The sequence below is a fragment of the Myceligenerans pegani genome (assembly GCF_014892515.1).
Classification (GTDB): Bacteria; Actinomycetota; Actinomycetes; order Actinomycetales; family Cellulomonadaceae; genus Myceligenerans; species Myceligenerans pegani.
This window is the reverse complement of sequence record NZ_JADBGR010000056.1, coordinates 1-18,909: the sequence shown is the minus strand read 5'-3', so window position 1 is coordinate 18,909 and position 18,909 is coordinate 1. Positions and strand designations below refer to the sequence as shown.

Sequence of the window (18,909 nt, the reverse complement as noted above, 5' to 3'; positions counted from 1 at the left end):
CGTCGATTGCTGTGCAGTAACTGGTAACAGACTCCACCCTGTGGTTTCCGCATTTCAGATTCCGATGCCTTGCCCGTGGTCTTGACCGGTGTCGTGATCGTGAGGTGGGCCGAGGTAGTGATCGGGTGACTGCGGGCGGGCGGGAGAGCGCGTCCGAGCTGGGGCGTGCTTGTGCTCTGGTCTGGCGTCATGCTCGGCTCCGGCGGCGTCGCGGTCGTGGATGATTCGTGAGGTGAGGGCTGCGGTGGGGTAGTCATCGGGCAGCAGACCGCGGGCTATTGCCTCGCGCAGCCGTGCGGCGGGATCGAGGCCGAGGCGGCGCATCTGTTCGAGGTAGTCCGCCAGGGTGTCGGTCTCTTGGTCGCGTCGTCCGGCGGCGGCCACGACGACCGGTTCCCATGTACGTCGGGCCAGCTCGTGCAGGTGCTCGGCGAGGCGACGTTCCAGCGCGCGCTGATGGGCGCGAAGCGCAGGATGGTGCTGTGTCGCGCCAGTCGGGCGCCGGTCGGCCTCGGCGACGTCCGTGGCCGCGCGCCAGACCGCGACCCTCGCGGAGAGGTCGTCTGGCAGCATGCCGTCAGTGGGCATCCAAACAGGTTCCTCCGCTCGCTCTGTGCTGACACGGCGCGACTGTGTGAGTACGTGGTCGGTGAGGTCGTGGACCTGGGCGGCGCGAGCAGTCACGTACTGGCACCATTCCGGTGCGCTTGTAAGACCGCGCGGGACAGCCGGGAGCCACGGCAGTGGCCCTTTTCCGGCGGGTGCGAGTCGGTCGACGCGCCAGGTCAGGACTGCGGCCTGATCCTCGGCAGTGGTCAGTTCGCGCTGGATGATGGCGCAGTCGAGCAATCGCGTGGCGTCGTGGCCGTCGGCTTCGGCCAGGGTGAGCCGGGCGCGGAGGGCGGGCCAGGCGGGCTGGTCGGTGAGTTCGGGGAGTGCTCGTTCGGCGTGCTGGGCGATCTGGTCGGTGCGCTGCGGGCCGATGAGGTGCTCGGCGGCGGCGTGGACGGCGTCTTCGTAGCGGAGGGCGGCTTGGTGGAGTCGGGTGGCGGGTGCGGCGGCGTGCTGGGCGACGCTGGTTGCGGAGATGGCGGCGCCGTCGCGGGCGAGGACGCCTTCGAGGGTTTCGGTCGCGGTGTCGAGGGCGCCAAGGTCGAACAGCGTCGGCATGTGGATGTCACTGCCGGAGAGGGCAGCGTCGGGGCAGGCGGTGAGGACATGGACGTGGTTGGCGTGCCTGCCTCGGGTGAGCATCGTGTACAGCAGTTGCCGCGACTCCGTGCCGGTGAGGATGCCATGGGTCGTGTCGGCGGTAACTCCCTGTGCGGTATGGACAGTGGACGCGTACCCAAGTTGCGTATGCTCGGCGAGGTAGGCGGCCGGAAGCGTGACACTCAGGCCAGTCGCGTGATGGCGAGCCGTGAGCGCGCCGTTCCTGCGGACCTTCGTGACGGTCCATCGGTCGCCGTTCTTGACCCAGTCCGTGCCCGTGATGCGCAGGCGTCGGTCGTTGTGCCGAGTCAGGATCACCTCGCCCACGTACGCGGTGTGCCCGTCCGAGAGCGCCGTCCCGCGTCCGACGGCACGGTCGTCGAGCTCGGTGAGCCGGTCGGCTTGTGCGCGCTGGTTGAGTTCGGCCACCAGATCGCGGGTGGGGGCGAGCATGAGCGCGTCGAGTCCGGCGGCGCGGTCGTTCGCCCAGGCGGCATACACACGGTCGGCCACGGTGGTCTGGTCGGTGACGTGGACGCGGTCGTGGTCGAGGTAGAAGCCGAGCGCGGACGGGTCACCGTCGCGCAGGGCGAGGGTGGCGGTGGCCTCGGCCGGGTCGGTGAACCTGACCGGCTCGTCGAGCCGCATGGCACCGATGGTGTGGTCGAGGTTGCGCAGGATGCCTCCGGCGCCGATCGCGGCGAGCTGCTGATCGTCCCCGACCAGCCGCACCGACGCCTCACGCCCGATCGCGAACGCGATGACGGTGTCGAGGGTGAGGGTGTCGGCCATGGCGGCTTCGTCGATGATGACGAGCGTGTCGGGGCCGATCGCGGTCAGCCACGACGGCGGCCCGCCCCGGCTCCGCTGGCCGGTGTGGTGCAGTTCCTCGATGACCTTCGCCAGGGTGTCGCACGGCATGCCGGTCGCGCCCCGCAGGGCTGCTGCGGCGGCGGCCGATGGTGCCAGTCCGATCACGTTCCCGCCCGCGCCTCCGCGTCCGCCGGCTTGTCGCCAGGTGTGGGTCAGAGCGCGCATCGCGGTCGTCTTGCCCGTGCCCGCCGGAGCCACACCAACCTCGACGCGCCGCCCGCTGGCAGCCATCCGGGTCACGAGGTTTCGTTGCGCGTCGTTGAGCCGCAGGCCGCCGGCGTGTAGTTCCAGCATGGCCAGGTCGACGTCGTCGGCCGCGACGGCGGCGCCATCGGTGCGGCCTGCGGCGGCCAGGATGCGTTCCTCGGCGGCGAGGATGCGGGCTGTCGTGTACCGGTCGGCGCCGGTGTGCCGGTACACGCTCACCCCGTCCGAGCGGCGCAACGCAGCCGGCTCGGCTACTTCGTCCAGGTCCGGAGTCAGATTCACACACCGCGACCGCGCCGCGTCTACCACCTGCGCGGTCACCTGCGTCAAGTGTTCGGCTGGCAGGTCGACGCCGTCTGCGGCGGCGCGGATCTGCCGCATTGCTTCGGCGTGCAGGTGCCAGTCCTGCCACGTCGCGGCCCGCGCCTCGAGTTCCCCGACCACGCGCGCGGCCACGTTCTCCACCCACTTGGTCGTCACCGCTTCCCGGGGTGCGGGGGCATCGGCACCGAGGACGTTGTCCAGCATGTTCCGCACGCCCTGCTCGCCGAGCAGCGCGACGGCCTGGCTGCGCCAGGTGGCGCGCTGTTCGGCCAGGGATCGGGGTTCGTGCTTGGCCTCGCGGGTCTCTAGGTTCGCCTGCTGCGCCAGCCCGTACGCCTCGGACTTGGACGGCGGTCGCCCATGGACCGCCTCGAACTCGATCGTTAGCTCCCGCTGCCGGGCCACGACCGCTACGCGGCGCGCCGACCACGCCTCACACAGCTCCGCGTCCACCCCGACGATCTCGCGCACCGGCCGCTTACCGGGAGCGGCGGGCCGCTCGGCGAACTCCAACCCCAGATCGTCCGCGAGGTGGCGTTCCAGGGCGGTGTTGTACACCTCCGAGGCGGCCACGACGTGCTCGTACAACACCTTGCCGTAGATCGTCAGCCACCTGCCCTCCCGCGTGCGGACCTTGTTCGCGACCGCGACATGCGTGTGCAGGTCCGGATCACCGGCCCGCGAATCGCGGTGAGTGAACGCCGTTCCGAGCAGGCCGCTCACCTCCACCTGCCGGGCACCGTTCGCACCCTCCCGCGTGTACAGGGCGTGTTCCTCGATGAACCGCAGCGCCTCCGCGAAGGCCGCCTCGTGCGCGGCCTCGATCCGCCGGGCCACCTGCATGGGCGCCAGCGCCCACAGCACCGAGACGGACTTGACCGGGGAGAACGTCAGATCAAACCCCGCCACCGCCGTACGGAACCGCGAATACCGCGCTACCGCACCCGCAAGCTCCCGCGCGTCCTTCGGCAACCGGCCGTGATCCTCGACGAAGAACTCCGCCGCGACCTCCGAGCGGATCCGCGCCACCATCGCCCGATCCGGCCGCGCCTTGGCCGGGCGACCCGCCGCAGCATTTTCCTGCTCGATCCGCCGCACGACCTCCACCGCGAACTTCACGGCGCGCTCGTTCGAGTACGTGCGGTACGCGGCACCGAGCCGCAACGGGTTCTCGTCACCGAACAGCGGGTGCAGGCCCTGCCCGAACAGGTTGCGCATCTGCTCCGCCGTCACCAGATCCCCCGGTGCCAGGCCGTCGATGTCCCCCAGGCCCGAACCGATCCACCGGCCCGGCGCCTCACCCTTGGCCGCGTAGTAGTCCGCCAGCGGCGAATTGCCCAGTTCCGTGGAATCGGCGGCAGCAACCTGCCGGGTCAGGTACTCATACCCCGACCCCGCAGACAGCTTGTGCAGCGTCATCGTCACGCCACCCACGGGCGCCAGTCCGGGTCCAGTGGCCACGATGAAAGAGGTGTGTCTGGTGAGGTGGGGATGGTGGAATGGGGATATGTGATATGGGTATTGTGGGATGTTTTGGTTGGTATGGGTGATGGTATATGGGGATTGATTTGTGGGTGAATGGTTTGATGATATTGGGTTTAGAATTGGATGAATGGTGTAGATTGGCAGGGTTAGCGGCCGGCGCTGAGATCCCGGTAAGCGTCTGCGAATTGCGCCCGCGAATAGGCGTGCGACTGGTGCTTCGGCACATCACCGGGCCCGCTGGCGCGTTGTCGGCTCCCCGGATCGGCCACACGCCGTGGCGTGGCGGCGCGACCTCGTCGCTCGTGGGAAATGCCTGGTAGATGTTCTGCGGATGCTCTGTTCCTGGAAGTCGGCCTCGGGTTGGATTGCTGGTGACAGTGTTCTGACCAGCAGAGAGGCAAACGATGAGCAGTGACACCGTGGTGTTGGACCGTGTGACCGCAGATCTGTTCGACCTGGACATCCGGACGACGCCGGTGCCGATGGCGTGCACGAACCACACGAACGACGGATGCTCCGCGAGCTGTCCGAGCGTCGGCTGTTCGGCGACGTGCGCGACCAAGTGCAACTGCAAGTAAGTAGGGCGTGACCACGATGGGGCGCGAACGGACGTTCGGTCTGCATGCCGGGTTTCCGGTCGTCGCACGCATGCCGCTGCTGCCGGTCGAATCCGGGGAACCGGCGGACCCACTGTCCGGTTCGTTCGCGGAAGGGCTGCGTTTCGCTTCGCGCTCCCTCGCGACAGTGGCCTCTGACGATCTGGATGCGGACGAGCGGCTTGCCTCGACGGTGCGTGCGTACGAGCACCGTGCTCGTCATCGGGCGACGCCTCGGGGTGCGTTTGCTGGTGTCCAGGTCGCCGAGGTGGCCAAGGCGCCGGCCCGCTTCCGGGTCGGGAGGAATCACCGAGCCAGGAGTACGCCGTCGGCCGCATGGTTGAGTGAGCTGGCGCTTCGCGTTGCCGCTATCCCGGAGGTACTTGCGAATCTGCGGTTCGCGGCAAACGACCTCGTCGTGCGCCGCGGGGATCGGTTCGAGCACGAATACTCGACCGGCGCGAAGAAGCCTGAACGAGTCACGGTCAGGGCAACGCCCGCGGTCGAGCAGATCCTTGAGACGTGCCGCCCTTCTGCGGACCTGAAGCGGCTCGTCGCGGCCGTCAACGAGCGATGGCCCGGAGTCCCGGCCGCGACGGTACGAGCGACCGCGCTGGAGCTGGTCCGCACGGGTCTTCTCCTGACGGACCTGCTACCGGACGACGTCTCGCAGGATCCTCTTCGGTATCTGCTCATGAGGGTGCCGGCCTCCCACGAGCTGACGAAGGATCTCCTCGCGCTGAGGGACTTGCTTGCTGAGGCAGACAAGTACGCGCCGGGTGCGGAGGGACGGCTTGGCGCGCTGGTCGAGGCTCGTGAGGTCTGCGATCGGATCGTCCGGCATGAGAGTCCGATCACGATCGATGTGTCCGTCGATGCAGAGTTCCAGGTCCCGTCCTCGCTCGTGACCGAGGGGACGCAAGCGGCGTCCCTGCTGTGGAGCATCATGCCCACGTCGGGGACCTTGGAGACCTACCACGCCCGGTTCATCGACCGGTTCGGCATGGACCGTCGCGTGCCTCTGCTGAGTGTCGTCGATCCGGTCAAGGGCCTGGGCGACCCCGACGATGACGACGATCACCCGGCACCGGAAGAGACGCGACGCTCCCGGGTCTTGGCGGACCTCGCCGCGGTCGCGATGAGGCGGTCGAGCACGGTGGTCGAGCTTGACGACGTGGTCATCGATGCGCTCCGAGTGGAGGGCACCGCGTCACCGCCGGCAACCGGCGAACTCTACGCTCAGGTCGTAGCGCAGTCGCCTGACGACGCGGTCGACGGCAAATACATGTTGGCGGCGTACCTCGGGTGCACCCAGGATGCGGGTTCCACCATCGGCAGGTTTGCTTCGCTTCTCGATCTGCCCGGCCCGGGGGCCATGGAGTGGGGCGACGGCGGACCTGTCGAGGCAGAGATCGTGGTTCGCCCACGCCTTGCGGCACTCACCACGGTGACACTGCCGTCCGGATTCGCTCCCGTTCGGATCTGTGTCGGTGTGCTTCCCGGCCCGGGCGATCTGACGTTGGCAGATCTGGACCTGGCATCCGATGGGCAGCGGCTGAGGCTGTGGTCCCGGTCGCTCGATCGTGAGGTTGTCCCGCAGCTCTACTCCCGGATCGGACCGGCATACCTGCCGCCTGCGGTTCGATTGCTCCAGGACCTGGCCAACTCGGGTTCGCGGCCGTGGCATGTCTGGATGTGGGGGCCGATGAACGGTGCGCCGTTCCTTCCCGAAGTCCGCTGGCGGCGCACCATCCTTTCTCCTGCACGCTGGCGTCTTCCGCACGCACTCATCACGGCGGTCCGTGACGCGGCAGCCTGGGAGACCGAGCTGGACCGATGGCGCGCCGGGGCCGTCCCTCAACCTCCGCGTGTGGTCGTCACCCAGGACGTTGACCAGCGTCTCCCTCTCGACTTGGACGATTCCCGAGACCGAGATCTCCTGCGTCGCTACGTGCGGCGGGGCGTCGATGCCGTGACAGCTCCTCCCGGTGGACCGGACGCGCTCCAGGCCGTCGCAGATGGCGCTGACGGCCGTCATGTCGTGGAACTCGTCATCCCGTTAGAGGCTAGCCACCCACAGGCGGACGGTTCGGATCAGCGCCGCCCGATCGAATCGACGCCCACAGTTGTCCACGTTCCCGGCGGGCGGTGGCTCTCTCTGGCTATCGCATCCCCGGTCGTTCACCACGAGGATCTGCTCGCGCGGATCAGTGACCTCGGCGACCAGGTACGAGACGACGTCGACCATTGGTTCTGGCTCCGCTACGACAATCGAGCACACGGCCCGCACCTACGCCTCCGGTTCACCGGTGACCCCGCCACGCTGAACAACCGCGTGCTGCCCGCCGTGTCCGCACAGTGTGCGAGGTGGATGGACACGGGCCTTGCCAGCCGCGTCGCCATCGAGCCCTACGAACCTGAGATCGACCGGTACGGCGGCCCGGCCGCCATCGATGCCGCCGAACGCCTCTTCCACACTGATAGTCGGCTCGTGCTGGCCTTCCTCGCAGACCGGCCCGATGCCGACACGCGCGTGCAGCTTGCCGCCCACTCCGCGATGGAGATCAGCCGGGGACTGGCGCGAGGCGCCCGTGACGCGGTCGGGCGGCCGCGACTGGATCGCCCATCACGGCGACGCGTCAACGAGTTACGCGTCCCTGCACGGGGGCGACCTTCGCACCTCCTTGATGAGGGCGCGCAGGACTTGTGGGCTCTGCGCGCGCGTGAGTTGGCCAAGTATGGCGGCCTCGTCCCGGAAGGCCGCAGCGCCGAGTGCGCCTCGTCGGTGATCCATATGCACGCCAACCGTTTGGGCCTCGGGCACGACGACGAGCGCCTGGCTCGTGCTCTGGCTGCAGAGCTGATCGCGAGTGGCGACCGGTGAGCCCGGGCGAAGCTGCCGTCGCGGTCGCTGAGCGGCTTCGCGACCCCGACGTCGTCCGTCAGGGTGCACCGCCGAATACGTCAGCGACTCTCGCAGAGGGACTGCCGGGCACCGCGTTGCTGCACGCACGCCTGTCCCACCTCGACCCCGAACTCGGCCACGCCGCACGGGCACACTGGGACACCGCCGCGCTGCAAGCAGCTTCAACACCACTGCCCGGCTCCGGAGTTCATGGTGTGCTGGGCGGACTGGCGAGCTCGCTGATCATCGGCTCGCCGTACCTCCCGGATCCGGACGCGACGGCCGACGCAACTGCTCGGTCGGTGCGATGGCTGTCCGCATGCGCGGAAAACCTTGCGGAGGCTTACGACGCATCTGTTCGGTCCGGACGCTCCGGAACCTCGTGGCACATCTACGACACGATCTCCGGGCTCGCGGGGATCGGACGAGTCCTCCTCGCTGCTCTGGTCGCCGGCCACACCTCGGCCGAGAGCGGTCTGGTCGCGGCGGTGAACGCAATGACGACGATGCTCACCGACCGCGACGGCTTCCGTCCGGGATGGTGGGTGGCAACCGATGAGCATCCGGATGTTGTCGCAGCCCGCCTCGACTCCACGGGCGCAGCCGATACCGGGCTTGCTCATGGCGTGGCCGGCCCTCTCGCGCTCCTCGCCCTCGCGCACTCCACCGGCTATGGCACCGGCGATGGGCAGGAGACTGCGATTCGGGGCGCGGTTGCCTGGCTGCGCCGGTGGAAGGTCGATAAGCGCGGATGGCCCGCTGCCATCTCGGGCCGCGAGTTGGATGCGGACGGTCCCCCGAGCCTTTCCGGCCGACGAGCGGCATGGTGCTACGGCGTGCCAGGCATAGCCCGAGCACTACTACACGCCGCCGACGCTCTGGACGACGACGAACTTGCCGCTGAAGCTCGCGCGGACTTCGCCGGCCTCGCAGCACAACCGGGTCGGTGGGACGTGGAGAGCCCCGGCCTTTGCCACGGGTACGCGGGAGTCTTGCGCTGCTCTCTCGGCGTTGATCGCAACGCTGCGCATCACGCGGCGAGAGGGGTCATGGCAGCGCTTGACCCGACCCAGCCGTTCTTGTTTCCCGACATCGAGCACGGAAGCAGATTCGCCCGTCCCGGGTTCCTCACCGGGGCCGCAGGCGTCGCGCTCGCCCTCGCCGAACATGACGATCTCGCCACGCCAGTGGTCGGAACGTCCTGGGACGCGCTGCTTCTGATCTCCTGAGCCCGTCGAGGAGTGAACGGCGGTGAAGGAGGCTCCAAGCGCATATGGGCCTCCTTCACCGTCATCGCTACGCGCTCATGGCCTCTGACTTGCGGGCGGCCGTGACGACGAACTCGTGATCCGTCTTCCTGGCGATCAGCAGTGCCGCAACCTCATCGGAGGCAGATGCCTCGGCGGCGGGGCGTGCCTCGATCGTGATGTCGACCTCTCCGGCCGTCTCGTCGAGCCAGGCCCGCGCACGGTCGGTGAGCTGTCGGGCCAGGTCGGCTCCCGCCGGGCCGAATCCACATGCACCCACCTGGAGCATGGGCATCTCGTCCGTGCCGCCGACCTGTTGCGCCGTCATGTACGCGACCGAACCGCCGGCGTGGACGCCCCACGCTCCCCACGGATCCTTCGCACGTGGCACCCGTCCAGCGGTCACCGCCTCGGCATCGACGAACACCCGGCAGAACCCGGGCAACGTGGCGAGCCAGAAGTCCTGGTCAGGGGTCCACGCCCATGGAGACTCGATAGCGGTCCACTCGAACACAGGCGGTTCGTCCAGGGCAGTCGAGAGCGCGGATGCGACCGGCTGGTTGTCGTCGATGCGCAGCGTGATGTCCGGTCCCTGGCCCAGGGGAACGTTCTTCTCGGGGATCGCTCCGATGCCCTTCATCGGGATGAAGCCGTCCTCAGCGACCGACACGCTACGCAGCCGATCCCCGTCCCGCTCGAACGCCACCACCCGGGTCAAGCCGCGCAACCTCAGCGGCAGGACGATCCGTCCTCCCGGGGCGAGCTGGTCCACCCAGGCCGGCGCGACATCCCACGCACCCGCCGTCACCAGGATCCGGTCGAAGGGAGCCTGGCTCGGGTCCCCGATAGTCCCGTCCCCGGTCACCACACGCACCTGGTCGGCACCGTAGGCGATGAGATGTTCCCGGGCGGCCTCCGCCACGTCCGGATCGAACTCGATCGTCGTCACGGAACCGGACGGACCGACGAGGTGTGCCAGCAAGGCCGCGTTGTATCCCGTCCCCGCACCGATCTCCAGGACGCGGTGACCTGGCCGGACCTGGGCCTGCTCCAGCATGCCCGCGACCGTGCCCGGCGCGGATGCCGAGCTGATCGGCACATTGTGGGCGTCCCGGTGAGTGATCACGGCTCCCAGGCCGTACGCCTCGCTCAGGGGCGCCTGCGGCACGAACACGTGACGCGGCACAACACGCATCGCCTCGGCGACCTCCTCGGCCAACGGGTAGCCGCGCATCGCCACCAAGCGATCCAACATGTCCAACCGCATCGTCTCGTCGTCCATTGACCTCTCATCCACGTGGCGAGGCTACGGGACCGGTGACGACGACACGCCCGGCGAGCCGTGATCCGCATCAGATGCCTCCAAAGTGCCTGATCGAACCAGAGGGTTATGGGACTTCCACGGCGCGGAGATGGCCTCCAGGCCCGAGACCGGCATCTGTGTGCTCCACCTGCATCACGCGAATCGGCAGGGTGCCGCCGCCGTCCAGGAGCACGCTCAGCTCGTCGGGCGAGACATCGAGCACCTCGCAGAGCCGACGACGCGCCCACGGCGACGGCTTCGTGACACCCCGCTCCCACCGGCCGACGGTCGAGAGTTGGACGCCGATCTCCTCAGCCAGACCCTGCTGAGCCAGTCCCATGTCGAGTCGCCGCTGCGCCAAGGCCGAATGCCGACCCGCCTCCCGTGACCGGGCGGACACACGCGTAGGTGCGACGAGGCCGAGTTCGGCAGCGATCTCGTGGCCCACGATCACAATGACGATCTTCGCTTCGGGCTCGCCGATGAGCCTTTCGAGTCGCTGAGGTAGGCGGTCGACGACGAGACGATTCTGCTCTGGGTCCTTGCTGTGCATGTCTTCCTCCGCGTGGTCGGTCGTGCGAGGCGTTGCGGAAAGCGGGGTTACCTGCGGGAGTGCTTGCCGTGGGCCGCATCGAAGTCGCGCCGTGGCAGGACGCGTTCGAGTGCGGCTCGGGCCGGGGCGTTCGGGGCACCGAGCACGACGCACCTGGCGCCGACGCTGGTCAGTTCCTTCTCCAGCCGCTTGCGTGCGGCCGACAAGATCGCGTCGCCGGGCAGGATCACGACGTCAGCGCCTCGGTCCATCGCCTGCTTGGTGAGCTGGCTGATCGTGGCGGCGTCGCGACTGTCGTCGATCACGTGGGCCAGCCGGTAGCCCTGTTCGTGGGCGTGGGCCTGTACGACGGCAAGCTGTGCGGAGTCACGGGCGTACCCGACCGCGACGGCGGTCTGGGACATGTCGGTCGTTACCTTCCGGGTGTGTGGTCGGCGGTTGTCTGGGTGCGGGCCGGGACCGAGGGGCGTCGGTCCCGGCCCGCCTGGGTACCCGCCCGGGGGTGGGCGGGCTCGCGGCCGAGCGCTGTGCAAGGAGGTGCAGGGATTCCGGGGGTGCACGTCCGGCCACAAGAACGGAAAGTCAGGAGCGCCAGAAAGGCTGTGCGATTGCGGGCGTCTAGCGCCTCACTCGCGAGGCGTGCAGCATGCCTAGTAGTACGGCGAGCAGGGCGATGTAGCCGACCACCAGCCAGATCACGGCGTCGTCCCGTCGACCGGTTCCAGTTCGTGGGAAGCCAGGAGTGCCCTGCCGAACCCGGCCCGATCGATATCGACCCGGACCTGCCCGGCCTCGAAGACCTCGACCTCGACGACGGTGCCGGTCGCGCCGAGCAGCAGACGCGACCCGCCCACGACCCGTACGCGGTCGCCCTCCTTCCAGCGGATGGGCTGCCGTGCTGGTCCGTGTGTGGCTTCGGCGGTGACGTCTTCCTCGCCCTCGAAGATGCTCATCGCGCGCCCACTCCTGTGTCGACCCGTACCTGGCTGGACTCCCGGGTGGAGAGCGTCAGCGAGTTCAGCGCGGCGGCCGCCCCGTGATAGTCGATGGAGCCGACGATGTAGTCGGCGGCGTCCTTGACCACCTGGTCGGCGTCGCCCATGGCGAAGGCGTGCTGGACCTGGTGCAGCAGCGGGATGTCGTTGCGGGCGTCACCGATCGCGGCGGTGTCGTCGGGGTGGATGCCCCACCGCTGGCGCAGTGCGTCGGCTTCGCTCGCCTTGGACAGGCCGCGTTTCGTGATGTCCAGCCAGTCATCGGCGGCGCGGTTCACGGTGCAGCCGGTGCCTTCGATCTGCGCGGCATAGGCCGCGATCCCCGGGGCGTGGACGACGGCGCGGGTGGTGTGCTCCGACCACAGCACCCGCTCGTCCACGAGGTGCTGGAGCCCGCGCAGACGGTTCGCGGGGAAGGGCTTGTTCACGCGCCACCCGACCCCGACCTGCTCGACCGCCATCGCCACCTGGGGCTCCACAGCCATACTCACGGTGAATGCGGCCCACGGGTCGAACCCCCGCTGACGGATCACCTCGAACGGGCGACGACGGTCTCCGGTCAGTTCGCCGGTGATCGCGCCGTTGGAGGCGATGAACATCGCGCCCTTGCCCAAGCCGAGGAGTTCGGCCACGGGCAAGATGCCCAGTGCGGACCGGCCGGTGCAGGGCACGACCTTGATGCCCTTCGCGATGGCCCGGGCAACCGCGCGCCGTACAGGCTCCGGCACGTCGTCGTTCCCGTTGCGCACGATCGTGCCGTCGTAGTCGAGGAACACCACCTTGACCGGGCGGCCGGGCGTCGTTGCCTGGAAGGCGGGATGCGTGTTGATCATGCATCCCAACATCCCGTCGGACCCCGTGGGCAGGAATACCAGTCTGGTTGTCAAACTGGCTGTCAATCTGGGCCGGTCAGGCTGTGCAGCGAGGCGAACGTGCGAAATAATCGACCGCAGTCCACAAAGGGGATGACATGGGAGCGACGCCGAACGAGTTGCTGCGGAGCGCCCGGTTGCGCCTCCCATCACCTGTAACTCCAGGCAGGCCGATGAGCCGCGCAGAGCTCGTCGAGGCCGTGAACAAGTACATCTGGGAGTCGACCGGCGCACACTCGGCCCTGACTGAGTCCGCCTACGCGAAGTACGAACGTGGCGACGTGCGATGCCCCGGCGCCACCTACCGGGACGCACTCCGGCAGGTGCTGGGTTGTCAATCTGACGCCGAACTCGGCTTCCGGCCGACTCCGCGAGGCCGGCACGCGAGTTTGGAACCGGACCCTCCGACGGTGCGTAATGAGGACGTGTTCAGTCTCAGCAACCTCATCTCGCTCCCGTTGCAGTCAGAAGAGATCACGAGGCGCACGGCCCTGGGCGCCGCAGCGACCTCGATCCTGGCGTTGGGCGTCTCGGAAACCCCAGCCGGTCGGAGCAGCGTCAATGGTCAGCGCTACGGGCTCAGCGACGTGGCCCGAGTGCGCGCAGCAATTGCTGGATTCTCCCGCAAGGACCAGCGTCATGGAGGCGGCCACGGCCGCGAGAGGGTTGCTCGCTACTTCCTCGATGACGTGCAGGCGATGCTGAACGGAAGGTACGCGAACGACGCAACGCGCCGCGCAATGTTCTCGGCCGCGTCGGAGCTTGCGTATCTGGTGGGTTGGATGGCATTCGACGACGCGGATCATGCCGTCGCCAAGAAGTACTTCACGACGTCGGTTCAGCTCGCCGACGAGGCAAACGACCCCGCGATGGCCGGGCACACCCTGCGTGCCATGGCGCACCAGGCCGTCGAGCTTGAGCAGACGCGCGATGCACTCGCCCTTGCCGAAGCCTCTGTCAACGGCGATCGCTACAGGGCGGCGTGTGCCCGGGAACGATCTCTGCTCGGCGTCGTACACGGGCGAGCCCTGGCAGCAGCCGGACTCGGCGGCGCTGCCGGCGCCACCTTGCTGCGAGCCGAGAACGACCTGCGTAATGCCGGGGCGAACGGGGATGAGCCAGGACGAGTGTTCTTCTTCTCCGAAGCATCACTCGCCCACGAAACAGGCCGGGCCTTGTACGCCAGCGGCGACCTCAAGGGCGCCAAGGCCGCCCTCGCCCACAGCGCGCGAGCGCGCGCCAAACAGCCCTTTGCCAGGACCCACGCGGTCACGCTCGGCTACCTCGGCGAAGTCCAGGCCGCGACCGGGAACCTGGATCAGGCGTGCGCGACATGGTCCGATGCACTCGACGCGATGGCCGGGGTGCACTCTGCACGGGCACGTCAGACCGTCACTACGATGCGGAATGCGCTGGTGCACGGCCGATCGGCGAGTCCTGAGATGGCTGAGCTGGACCAGCGGGCCGCCGCGTACCTCGCGACAGTTTGATCCGACCGGAGCTGAGGAGACTGATGGAACCGATCGAGATGATCCCCGTCGCGCGCGTGATCGGCGGGCGAACCGAGCCGACCGACGACTTCTGGGGAGGGACCCGGTCGATCATCCGGATCGACGGCGACCGGTTCCCGGTCGAGGCGACCAAGGGGCTGGAGGATTTCTCCCACCTGGAGATCGCGTTCCATTTCCACCTGACCGACAAGACTGACCTGCACCCCGGCGCGCGTCGTCCGCGCAACAACCCGGACTGGCCCGAGGTCGGGATCTTCGGGCATCGCAACATGCGCCGTCTGAACTGGCTCGGCGTGAGCCGGTGCCGACTCATCGACGTCGACGGCCTCGACCTGCACGTCGAAGACCTGGACGCGGTCGACGGAACCCCGGTGCTCGACATCAAGCCGTGGTTCACCGAGTTCGGCCCACGTGGCGAAGTCAGGCAGGCGGCGTGGGTGACCGAGATGCTCACCGACTACTTCGCCGAGGGCGCCGACGCAGCGTCGGGATGACCCGGACGGGTCGAGTGCATGGTTGCCGGTCTCGGGTGAGTTCGCCCGCGCGACGGGCACTGGAGATTCGCCCTACCCCGGGTTGGCGAGCGCGCGTCCTCCCACGGCCCGGGTGGCTTTGTCTTCGATGCTCCCCGGTACGAATTCCGTCTGCGAGTTCACCCACTTCTCTGCGTCATAGAGCTAGTTTGTCGATGTCTCTCAGAGTACGATTAGTACTCAGCCGTCCGAAGGGCCTGATTCTTGGTAGCTGACGAGCGTGACGCACTCAGGGAACTGGTCGCCGAGGCGAGAGATGCGTTCCGCATAGTGCGTGAGGAGCGACTGGCCGCCGAGCGAAGTGCCTCAGAGTTGCCCACGCTGAACGCCGCAATCAGGATCACTTCCCGCGAGATGGATGCAGCGACCAGTCCTCAAGTTGAAGCACTCATGGAAGAGATCCTGGGCCTAGAGGCGGAAGCGGAGGGCCATCGACGCGCCGTAGAGCACATTCGGGAGCTTCGACGTCGCATGATCGAGTCGGCTCGTCCAGCTGGACCCAGCCAATGGGTCGGGTCCTATCTCGCGGAGAAACTTGACAACGCACTGGCCGACGCCGTGATGGAGCTGGAGCTCGACGTGGAGAGAAGGGGTTCGTCGCGCAGTGGTGAGAGGTAAACACAAGGCGCGCAAGATCAACGCCGACACCAAGTCGTTATGGAATCAGCTCGAGAACATCGAAGAAGAGACAACCGCCGAGCGCGCCCGCCTGACCGCTGCCCGAGCGCTTGCTCAGCAGGCTGAGACCGCTAGAGCCCGCCTCAAAGACCTCATCGCAGCTCGGGACGCCGGGCTCGCGGCGAAGGTGGCACGCCTTGAGCGAGAGAGGGACGCCGCCTCAGCGGATGTGAAGGTCACACGAATTCACCACTCCCGCGTGCAGCGCGCATGGGACCAGGTCAGCGACCGCCTTATGGACGTTGCTCCTGCTCAGATGACGAACCGTGAGCAGGTCGAATGGATGATGGACAAGCTCGGCGTGCACGGCCGGCTCGTCGACGGCAAGGAAGGTGACCTGGGGGAAGAGGGGGCCTACCGGCTTCAACGCGCGCGGGGGCAACGACGCCATTCCAAAGCCCCAGATGGCGACCACGCGACAAGCTATGCGCGGATCTTCGATCCTGATGAAGGGATTCCCGCGCGGCCCATGCTGGTTCGTGCATGCCAGCAGGTGGCCGGCGTGGCGAATCACGGGATCGACGCTGCAACGGCGGATGACCTTTACCGCCGGCTCGAGAAGCTGTTCGACGTTGACATGCATCGGGTGGACCGGGACGCCGCGCACACCATGTTTCCCGCGCCGCCGCTGTACACCGATCGCGGCCACCCCTATGCAACCCTGGCCGGACTGGGGGCGATTACGGCAGACGCTCCCCACCCGGGACGTCCCCGGGCGCACAACCTGCTGCGCGCCGACGCTCTGCGGGGGCAAGCCGTCGCCGACCGACAGTCGCTTAAAGATGCCGACGCACTTCTGACTCCCTGGTCGCCCCTCCCGAGGTTCTCTCGGCCGATAGACGCAATGAGCATTCGGCACGTATACGCCAACATCGCCCTCGGCATCTGGTCACGCTTTGCCGAGCAGCGCGTCCCCGCGAGCGCGGACCCCGCTGACGAAAGCACGTGGTCCTCCTTCGAGCCGTCACCTCTGGTTGAGCACCTGGCGATCGTCTCTGTTGGTCTACGCACCTGCGTACCATTCTGGCTTCCGCCCGCGCAGACACACGGCTACCTCGACGCAGACCCTCCTACACCGGACGACGCGGCCCTGATCCGCATGCCGTTCGATTCACAGCTCGTCGTGTTCGCCGAATCTTTGTGGCTGCCGCCGAGAGGGAGAGGGGCGCCTGTCAATCCCACAGTTCGCCACTGGGTGTCGGAGCTTGAGAGGGGAATGGCGAGCGTTGTCACGATGCACAGCAATCCGCCCAAGTTTGACGCCGACGCCCCCAAGACGCTCCGAGACGCCGTCGCAAAATATGGGGCCAAGGTGGAAGGCATCCTCTTAATGGCTGACGATGAGGGCAACCTGCGCGACGAGTTCACCTGGTGTCTCGCCATTGACGGCGCTGGTCACGGCCTAGTAATGGGCCGCTTGACCATTCCTGCATTGCGTAGCGCTCTGCCAGCCGCGCTAGCTGGCGTGGTAATGAACGCAGCGGCTGTCGCAGCATGGGGCCGCTGGCACGAAGCCGACAACGACATCGCCGATGTCACAACAGGTCGTGTCCAAGCAGCCCGGCGAGCAGCCTCCCGTCCAGTACGGGTGCTGAATGTGGCACGCATGTCCAGTAGCACACCCGCAGACAGCACATCCACCGGCAGACGAGTCGCACCACATCGCCGACGCGGCCACTGGCGCCGACAGAGATACGGGCCTGGCAAGACACTCATCCGGCCCGTCTGGGTACCACCCGTACTCGTCAACGCCTCTCGGTCCGTCGACATCACCCCGACCGTGTATCGGCTCCCCACCGTCCTTGGTGAGACGCCTCCACCACTCATCACGCTAGCGGACTGAGACCTGAGTTTGGTCATCTCGGCTTGATCCGTGCTGGCGCAGTGCTGTGACCTGTGGTGATGGTGGTCTTAGTGCGCGGTTTCACGCACTAACGGGCTGGCCTACGCTCGGTGGGTGGCGTTCATTCGACGGGTCCGGACCGCGTCCGGGGCGACGGCTGTGCAGATCGCGGAGTACGTCGGCGGGCGTCGTCAGCGGATCGTGGAGCACCTCGGGTCGGCGCACTCCGAGGCCGAGCTCGGCCTCCTGCTGGAACGGGCCCGCGGCCTGCTTGCCGACGGCCGGCAGGGTGTCCTTGACTTGGGTCTGGAGCCCACGACGCGCGCGGTGGGACTGGTCCCGGCTCCTGGCGAGCCGGCCTTGCTCGGCGGCCAGCCGGTCCCGTCTCAGGCGCCGCGGGTCGGTCCCGCGCGGGTGGAGTCGACCGCTTCGCGTGTCTTGTTCGACGCTCTGGTAGGCGTGTTCGCCGACCTGGGGTTCGACGGGATCGGGGACGAGACGTTCCGGGACCTGGTGATCGCGCGGATCGTGGAGCCGACCTCGATCCTGGACGTGGGGCGGGTTCTGAAGGACCTGGGCCACAGCCCGGCGAGCGAGAAGACGATGCGCCGCACCCTGGCCCGCTGCGTCGGCAACGGCTACCGCGACCAGATCGCCGGGTTGTGCTTCGATCACGCGCAGGCCAGCGGTGATGTGTCGTTGTGTTTGTACGACGTCACCACGCTCTACTTCGAGGCCGAGAAAGAGGACGGGCTGCGGAAGGTCGGCTACTCCAAGGAACGACGAGTCGACCCGCAGATCGTCGTGGGCCTGCTGGTGGACCGGTACGGGTTCCCGCTGGAGATCGGCTGTTTCGAGGGGAACAAGGCAGAGCGCCTGACGATTGTGCCGATCATCGAGCAGTTCCAGGCTCGCCACGGTATCGAGGGGATCGTGGTGGTCGCCGACGCGGGCATGCTGTCGGCGGGCAACCTGGCCGAGCTGGACCGCGCCGAGCTCGGGTTCATCGTCGGCTCAAGGATGACCAAGGCACCGATCGACCTGGAGTCCCACTTCCGCTGGCACGGGGACGCGTTCACCGACGCCCAGGTCATCGACACCATCACCCCGAAGACCGGGCAGAACCTCGAGAACGACCCGATGCTGCGCAGCGAACCGGTCTGGGACCCGGCCACGCACACGCGGTCCTGGCGGGCGGTGTGGTCCTTCTCCCGCAAACGGTTCGTGCGCGACAACGCGACCTTGACCCTGCAGGAGAACCGCGCCCGGGACGTGATCGACGGATCCCGGACCGCGAAGGCCACGAGGTTCGTCAAGACCAGCGGGGACGCACGCACCCTGGACGAGAAGGCACTGGCCCGAGCCCGAGCGCTGGCCGGGCTGAAGGGCTACGTCACCAACATCCCGGCCACGGTGATGCCGCCGGCAGAGGTGATGACCTGTTACCACGACCTGTGGCACGTGGAGCAGTCCTTCCGGATGAGCAAGACCGATCTGGCCGCCCGGCCGATGTTCGCCCGCACCCGCGACGCGATCGAGGCGCACCTGACCATCGTGTTCACCGCCCTGGCCGTCGCCCGCGCGGCCCAGGACCGCACCGGCCTGGCGATCCGCAACATCGTGCGCCAGCTACGCCCCCTGCGCTCGGCAACGATCACCATCAACGGCACCACCGCCACGTTCCCGCCCGCGATCCCCACCCCACAGCAGACCATCCTCGACGCACTGAACCGCGACGACGTCACGCACTAACCCGAATGACCAAACTCGGG

At 67.8% G+C, this 18,909-nt stretch carries 13 protein-coding genes; 7 read left to right on the top strand and 6 right to left on the bottom strand.

What is annotated here, in order from left to right; genetic code table 11:
• Positions 1 to 54 precede the first annotated feature (54 nt).
• Positions 55 to 4,077 (bottom strand): MobF family relaxase, encoded by a 4,023-nt coding sequence (gene mobF / locus IIE03_RS04870; protein ID WP_193107579.1) that lies wholly within the window; start codon positions 4,075 to 4,077, stop codon positions 55 to 57.
• A 618-nt stretch (positions 4,078 to 4,695) separates the two neighbouring features.
• Here mobF and IIE03_RS04865 point away from each other — a divergent pair.
• Positions 4,696 to 7,581, top strand: coding sequence for a lantibiotic dehydratase (locus tag IIE03_RS04865; protein WP_225997284.1), 2,886 nt, complete (start codon positions 4,696 to 4,698; stop codon positions 7,579 to 7,581).
• Positions 7,578 to 8,831: a lanthionine synthetase LanC family protein gene (locus IIE03_RS04860; protein ID WP_192861626.1), complete on the top strand. Its 1,254-nt coding sequence runs from the start codon at positions 7,578 to 7,580 to the stop codon at positions 8,829 to 8,831. The genes IIE03_RS04865 and IIE03_RS04860 overlap by 4 nt, the downstream gene beginning before the upstream one ends.
• Before the next feature lie 67 nt (positions 8,832 to 8,898).
• On the opposite strand, the gene fxlM is transcribed toward IIE03_RS04860, so the two are convergent.
• The 5 genes from fxlM to IIE03_RS04835 form a co-directional block, all read right to left on the bottom strand.
• Entirely contained in the window at positions 8,899 to 10,146 is a 1,248-nt protein-coding gene (fxlM, locus tag IIE03_RS04855; protein ID WP_192861625.1) for a methyltransferase, FxLD system, read from the bottom strand.
• Positions 10,147 to 10,237: 91 nt separating this feature from the next.
• Complete coding sequence (locus tag IIE03_RS04850) at positions 10,238 to 10,705, bottom strand: helix-turn-helix transcriptional regulator (RefSeq protein WP_192861624.1); 468 nt, start codon at positions 10,703 to 10,705, stop codon at positions 10,238 to 10,240.
• Positions 10,706 to 10,752: 47 nt separating this feature from the next.
• Complete coding sequence (locus IIE03_RS04845; RefSeq protein ID WP_192861623.1) at positions 10,753 to 11,109, bottom strand: hypothetical protein; 357 nt, start codon at positions 11,107 to 11,109, stop codon at positions 10,753 to 10,755.
• 291 nt (positions 11,110 to 11,400) lie between these two features.
• Positions 11,401 to 11,658, bottom strand: a complete 258-nt coding sequence (locus IIE03_RS04840) for a hypothetical protein (protein WP_192861622.1) — start codon at positions 11,656 to 11,658, stop codon at positions 11,401 to 11,403.
• Positions 11,655 to 12,533: an HAD family hydrolase gene (locus IIE03_RS04835; RefSeq protein WP_192861621.1), complete on the bottom strand. Its 879-nt coding sequence runs from the start codon at positions 12,531 to 12,533 to the stop codon at positions 11,655 to 11,657. The genes IIE03_RS04840 and IIE03_RS04835 overlap by 4 nt, the downstream gene beginning before the upstream one ends.
• Positions 12,534 to 12,745: 212 nt before the next feature.
• Between IIE03_RS04835 and IIE03_RS04830 the strand changes: the two genes are divergently transcribed.
• From IIE03_RS04830 to IIE03_RS04810, 5 genes are all read left to right on the top strand, one after another.
• On the top strand, positions 12,746 to 14,062 hold the full coding sequence (locus IIE03_RS04830) for a Tat pathway signal protein (RefSeq protein ID WP_192861620.1): 1,317 nt from the start codon (positions 12,746 to 12,748) through the stop codon (positions 14,060 to 14,062).
• A 23-nt stretch (positions 14,063 to 14,085) separates the two neighbouring features.
• Positions 14,086 to 14,577: an SAM-dependent methyltransferase gene (locus IIE03_RS04825; protein WP_192861619.1), complete on the top strand. Its 492-nt coding sequence runs from the start codon at positions 14,086 to 14,088 to the stop codon at positions 14,575 to 14,577.
• A gap of 243 nt (positions 14,578 to 14,820) precedes the next feature.
• Positions 14,821 to 15,234, top strand: coding sequence for a hypothetical protein (locus IIE03_RS04820; protein WP_192861618.1), 414 nt, complete (start codon positions 14,821 to 14,823; stop codon positions 15,232 to 15,234).
• Positions 15,224 to 17,137: a hypothetical protein gene (locus tag IIE03_RS04815; protein WP_193107578.1), complete on the top strand. Its 1,914-nt coding sequence runs from the start codon at positions 15,224 to 15,226 to the stop codon at positions 17,135 to 17,137. Before IIE03_RS04820 ends, IIE03_RS04815 begins: the two co-directional genes overlap by 11 nt.
• Before the next feature lie 114 nt (positions 17,138 to 17,251).
• Positions 17,252 to 18,889, top strand: coding sequence for an IS1634 family transposase (locus tag IIE03_RS04810; protein ID WP_192861465.1), 1,638 nt, complete (start codon positions 17,252 to 17,254; stop codon positions 18,887 to 18,889).
• The last annotated feature ends 20 nt before the right edge of the window (positions 18,890 to 18,909 follow it).

Excerpts from the sequence above, each read along its gene's own strand:
- IIE03_RS04830 (WP_192861620.1), top strand. The coding sequence starts at position 12,746 with ATGAGCCGCGCAGAGCTCGTCGAGGCCGTGAACAAGTACATCTGGGAG.
- IIE03_RS04840 (WP_192861622.1), bottom strand. The coding sequence starts at position 11,658 with ATGAGCATCTTCGAGGGCGAGGAAGACGTCACCGCCGAAGCCACACAC.
- IIE03_RS04845 (WP_192861623.1), bottom strand. The coding sequence starts at position 11,109 with ATGTCCCAGACCGCCGTCGCGGTCGGGTACGCCCGTGACTCCGCACAG.
- IIE03_RS04865 (WP_225997284.1), top strand. The coding sequence starts at position 4,696 with ATGGGGCGCGAACGGACGTTCGGTCTGCATGCCGGGTTTCCGGTCGTC.
- IIE03_RS04850 (WP_192861624.1), bottom strand. The coding sequence starts at position 10,705 with ATGCACAGCAAGGACCCAGAGCAGAATCGTCTCGTCGTCGACCGCCTA.
- IIE03_RS04835 (WP_192861621.1), bottom strand. The coding sequence starts at position 12,533 with ATGATCAACACGCATCCCGCCTTCCAGGCAACGACGCCCGGCCGCCCG.
- IIE03_RS04825 (WP_192861619.1), top strand. The coding sequence starts at position 14,086 with ATGGAACCGATCGAGATGATCCCCGTCGCGCGCGTGATCGGCGGGCGA.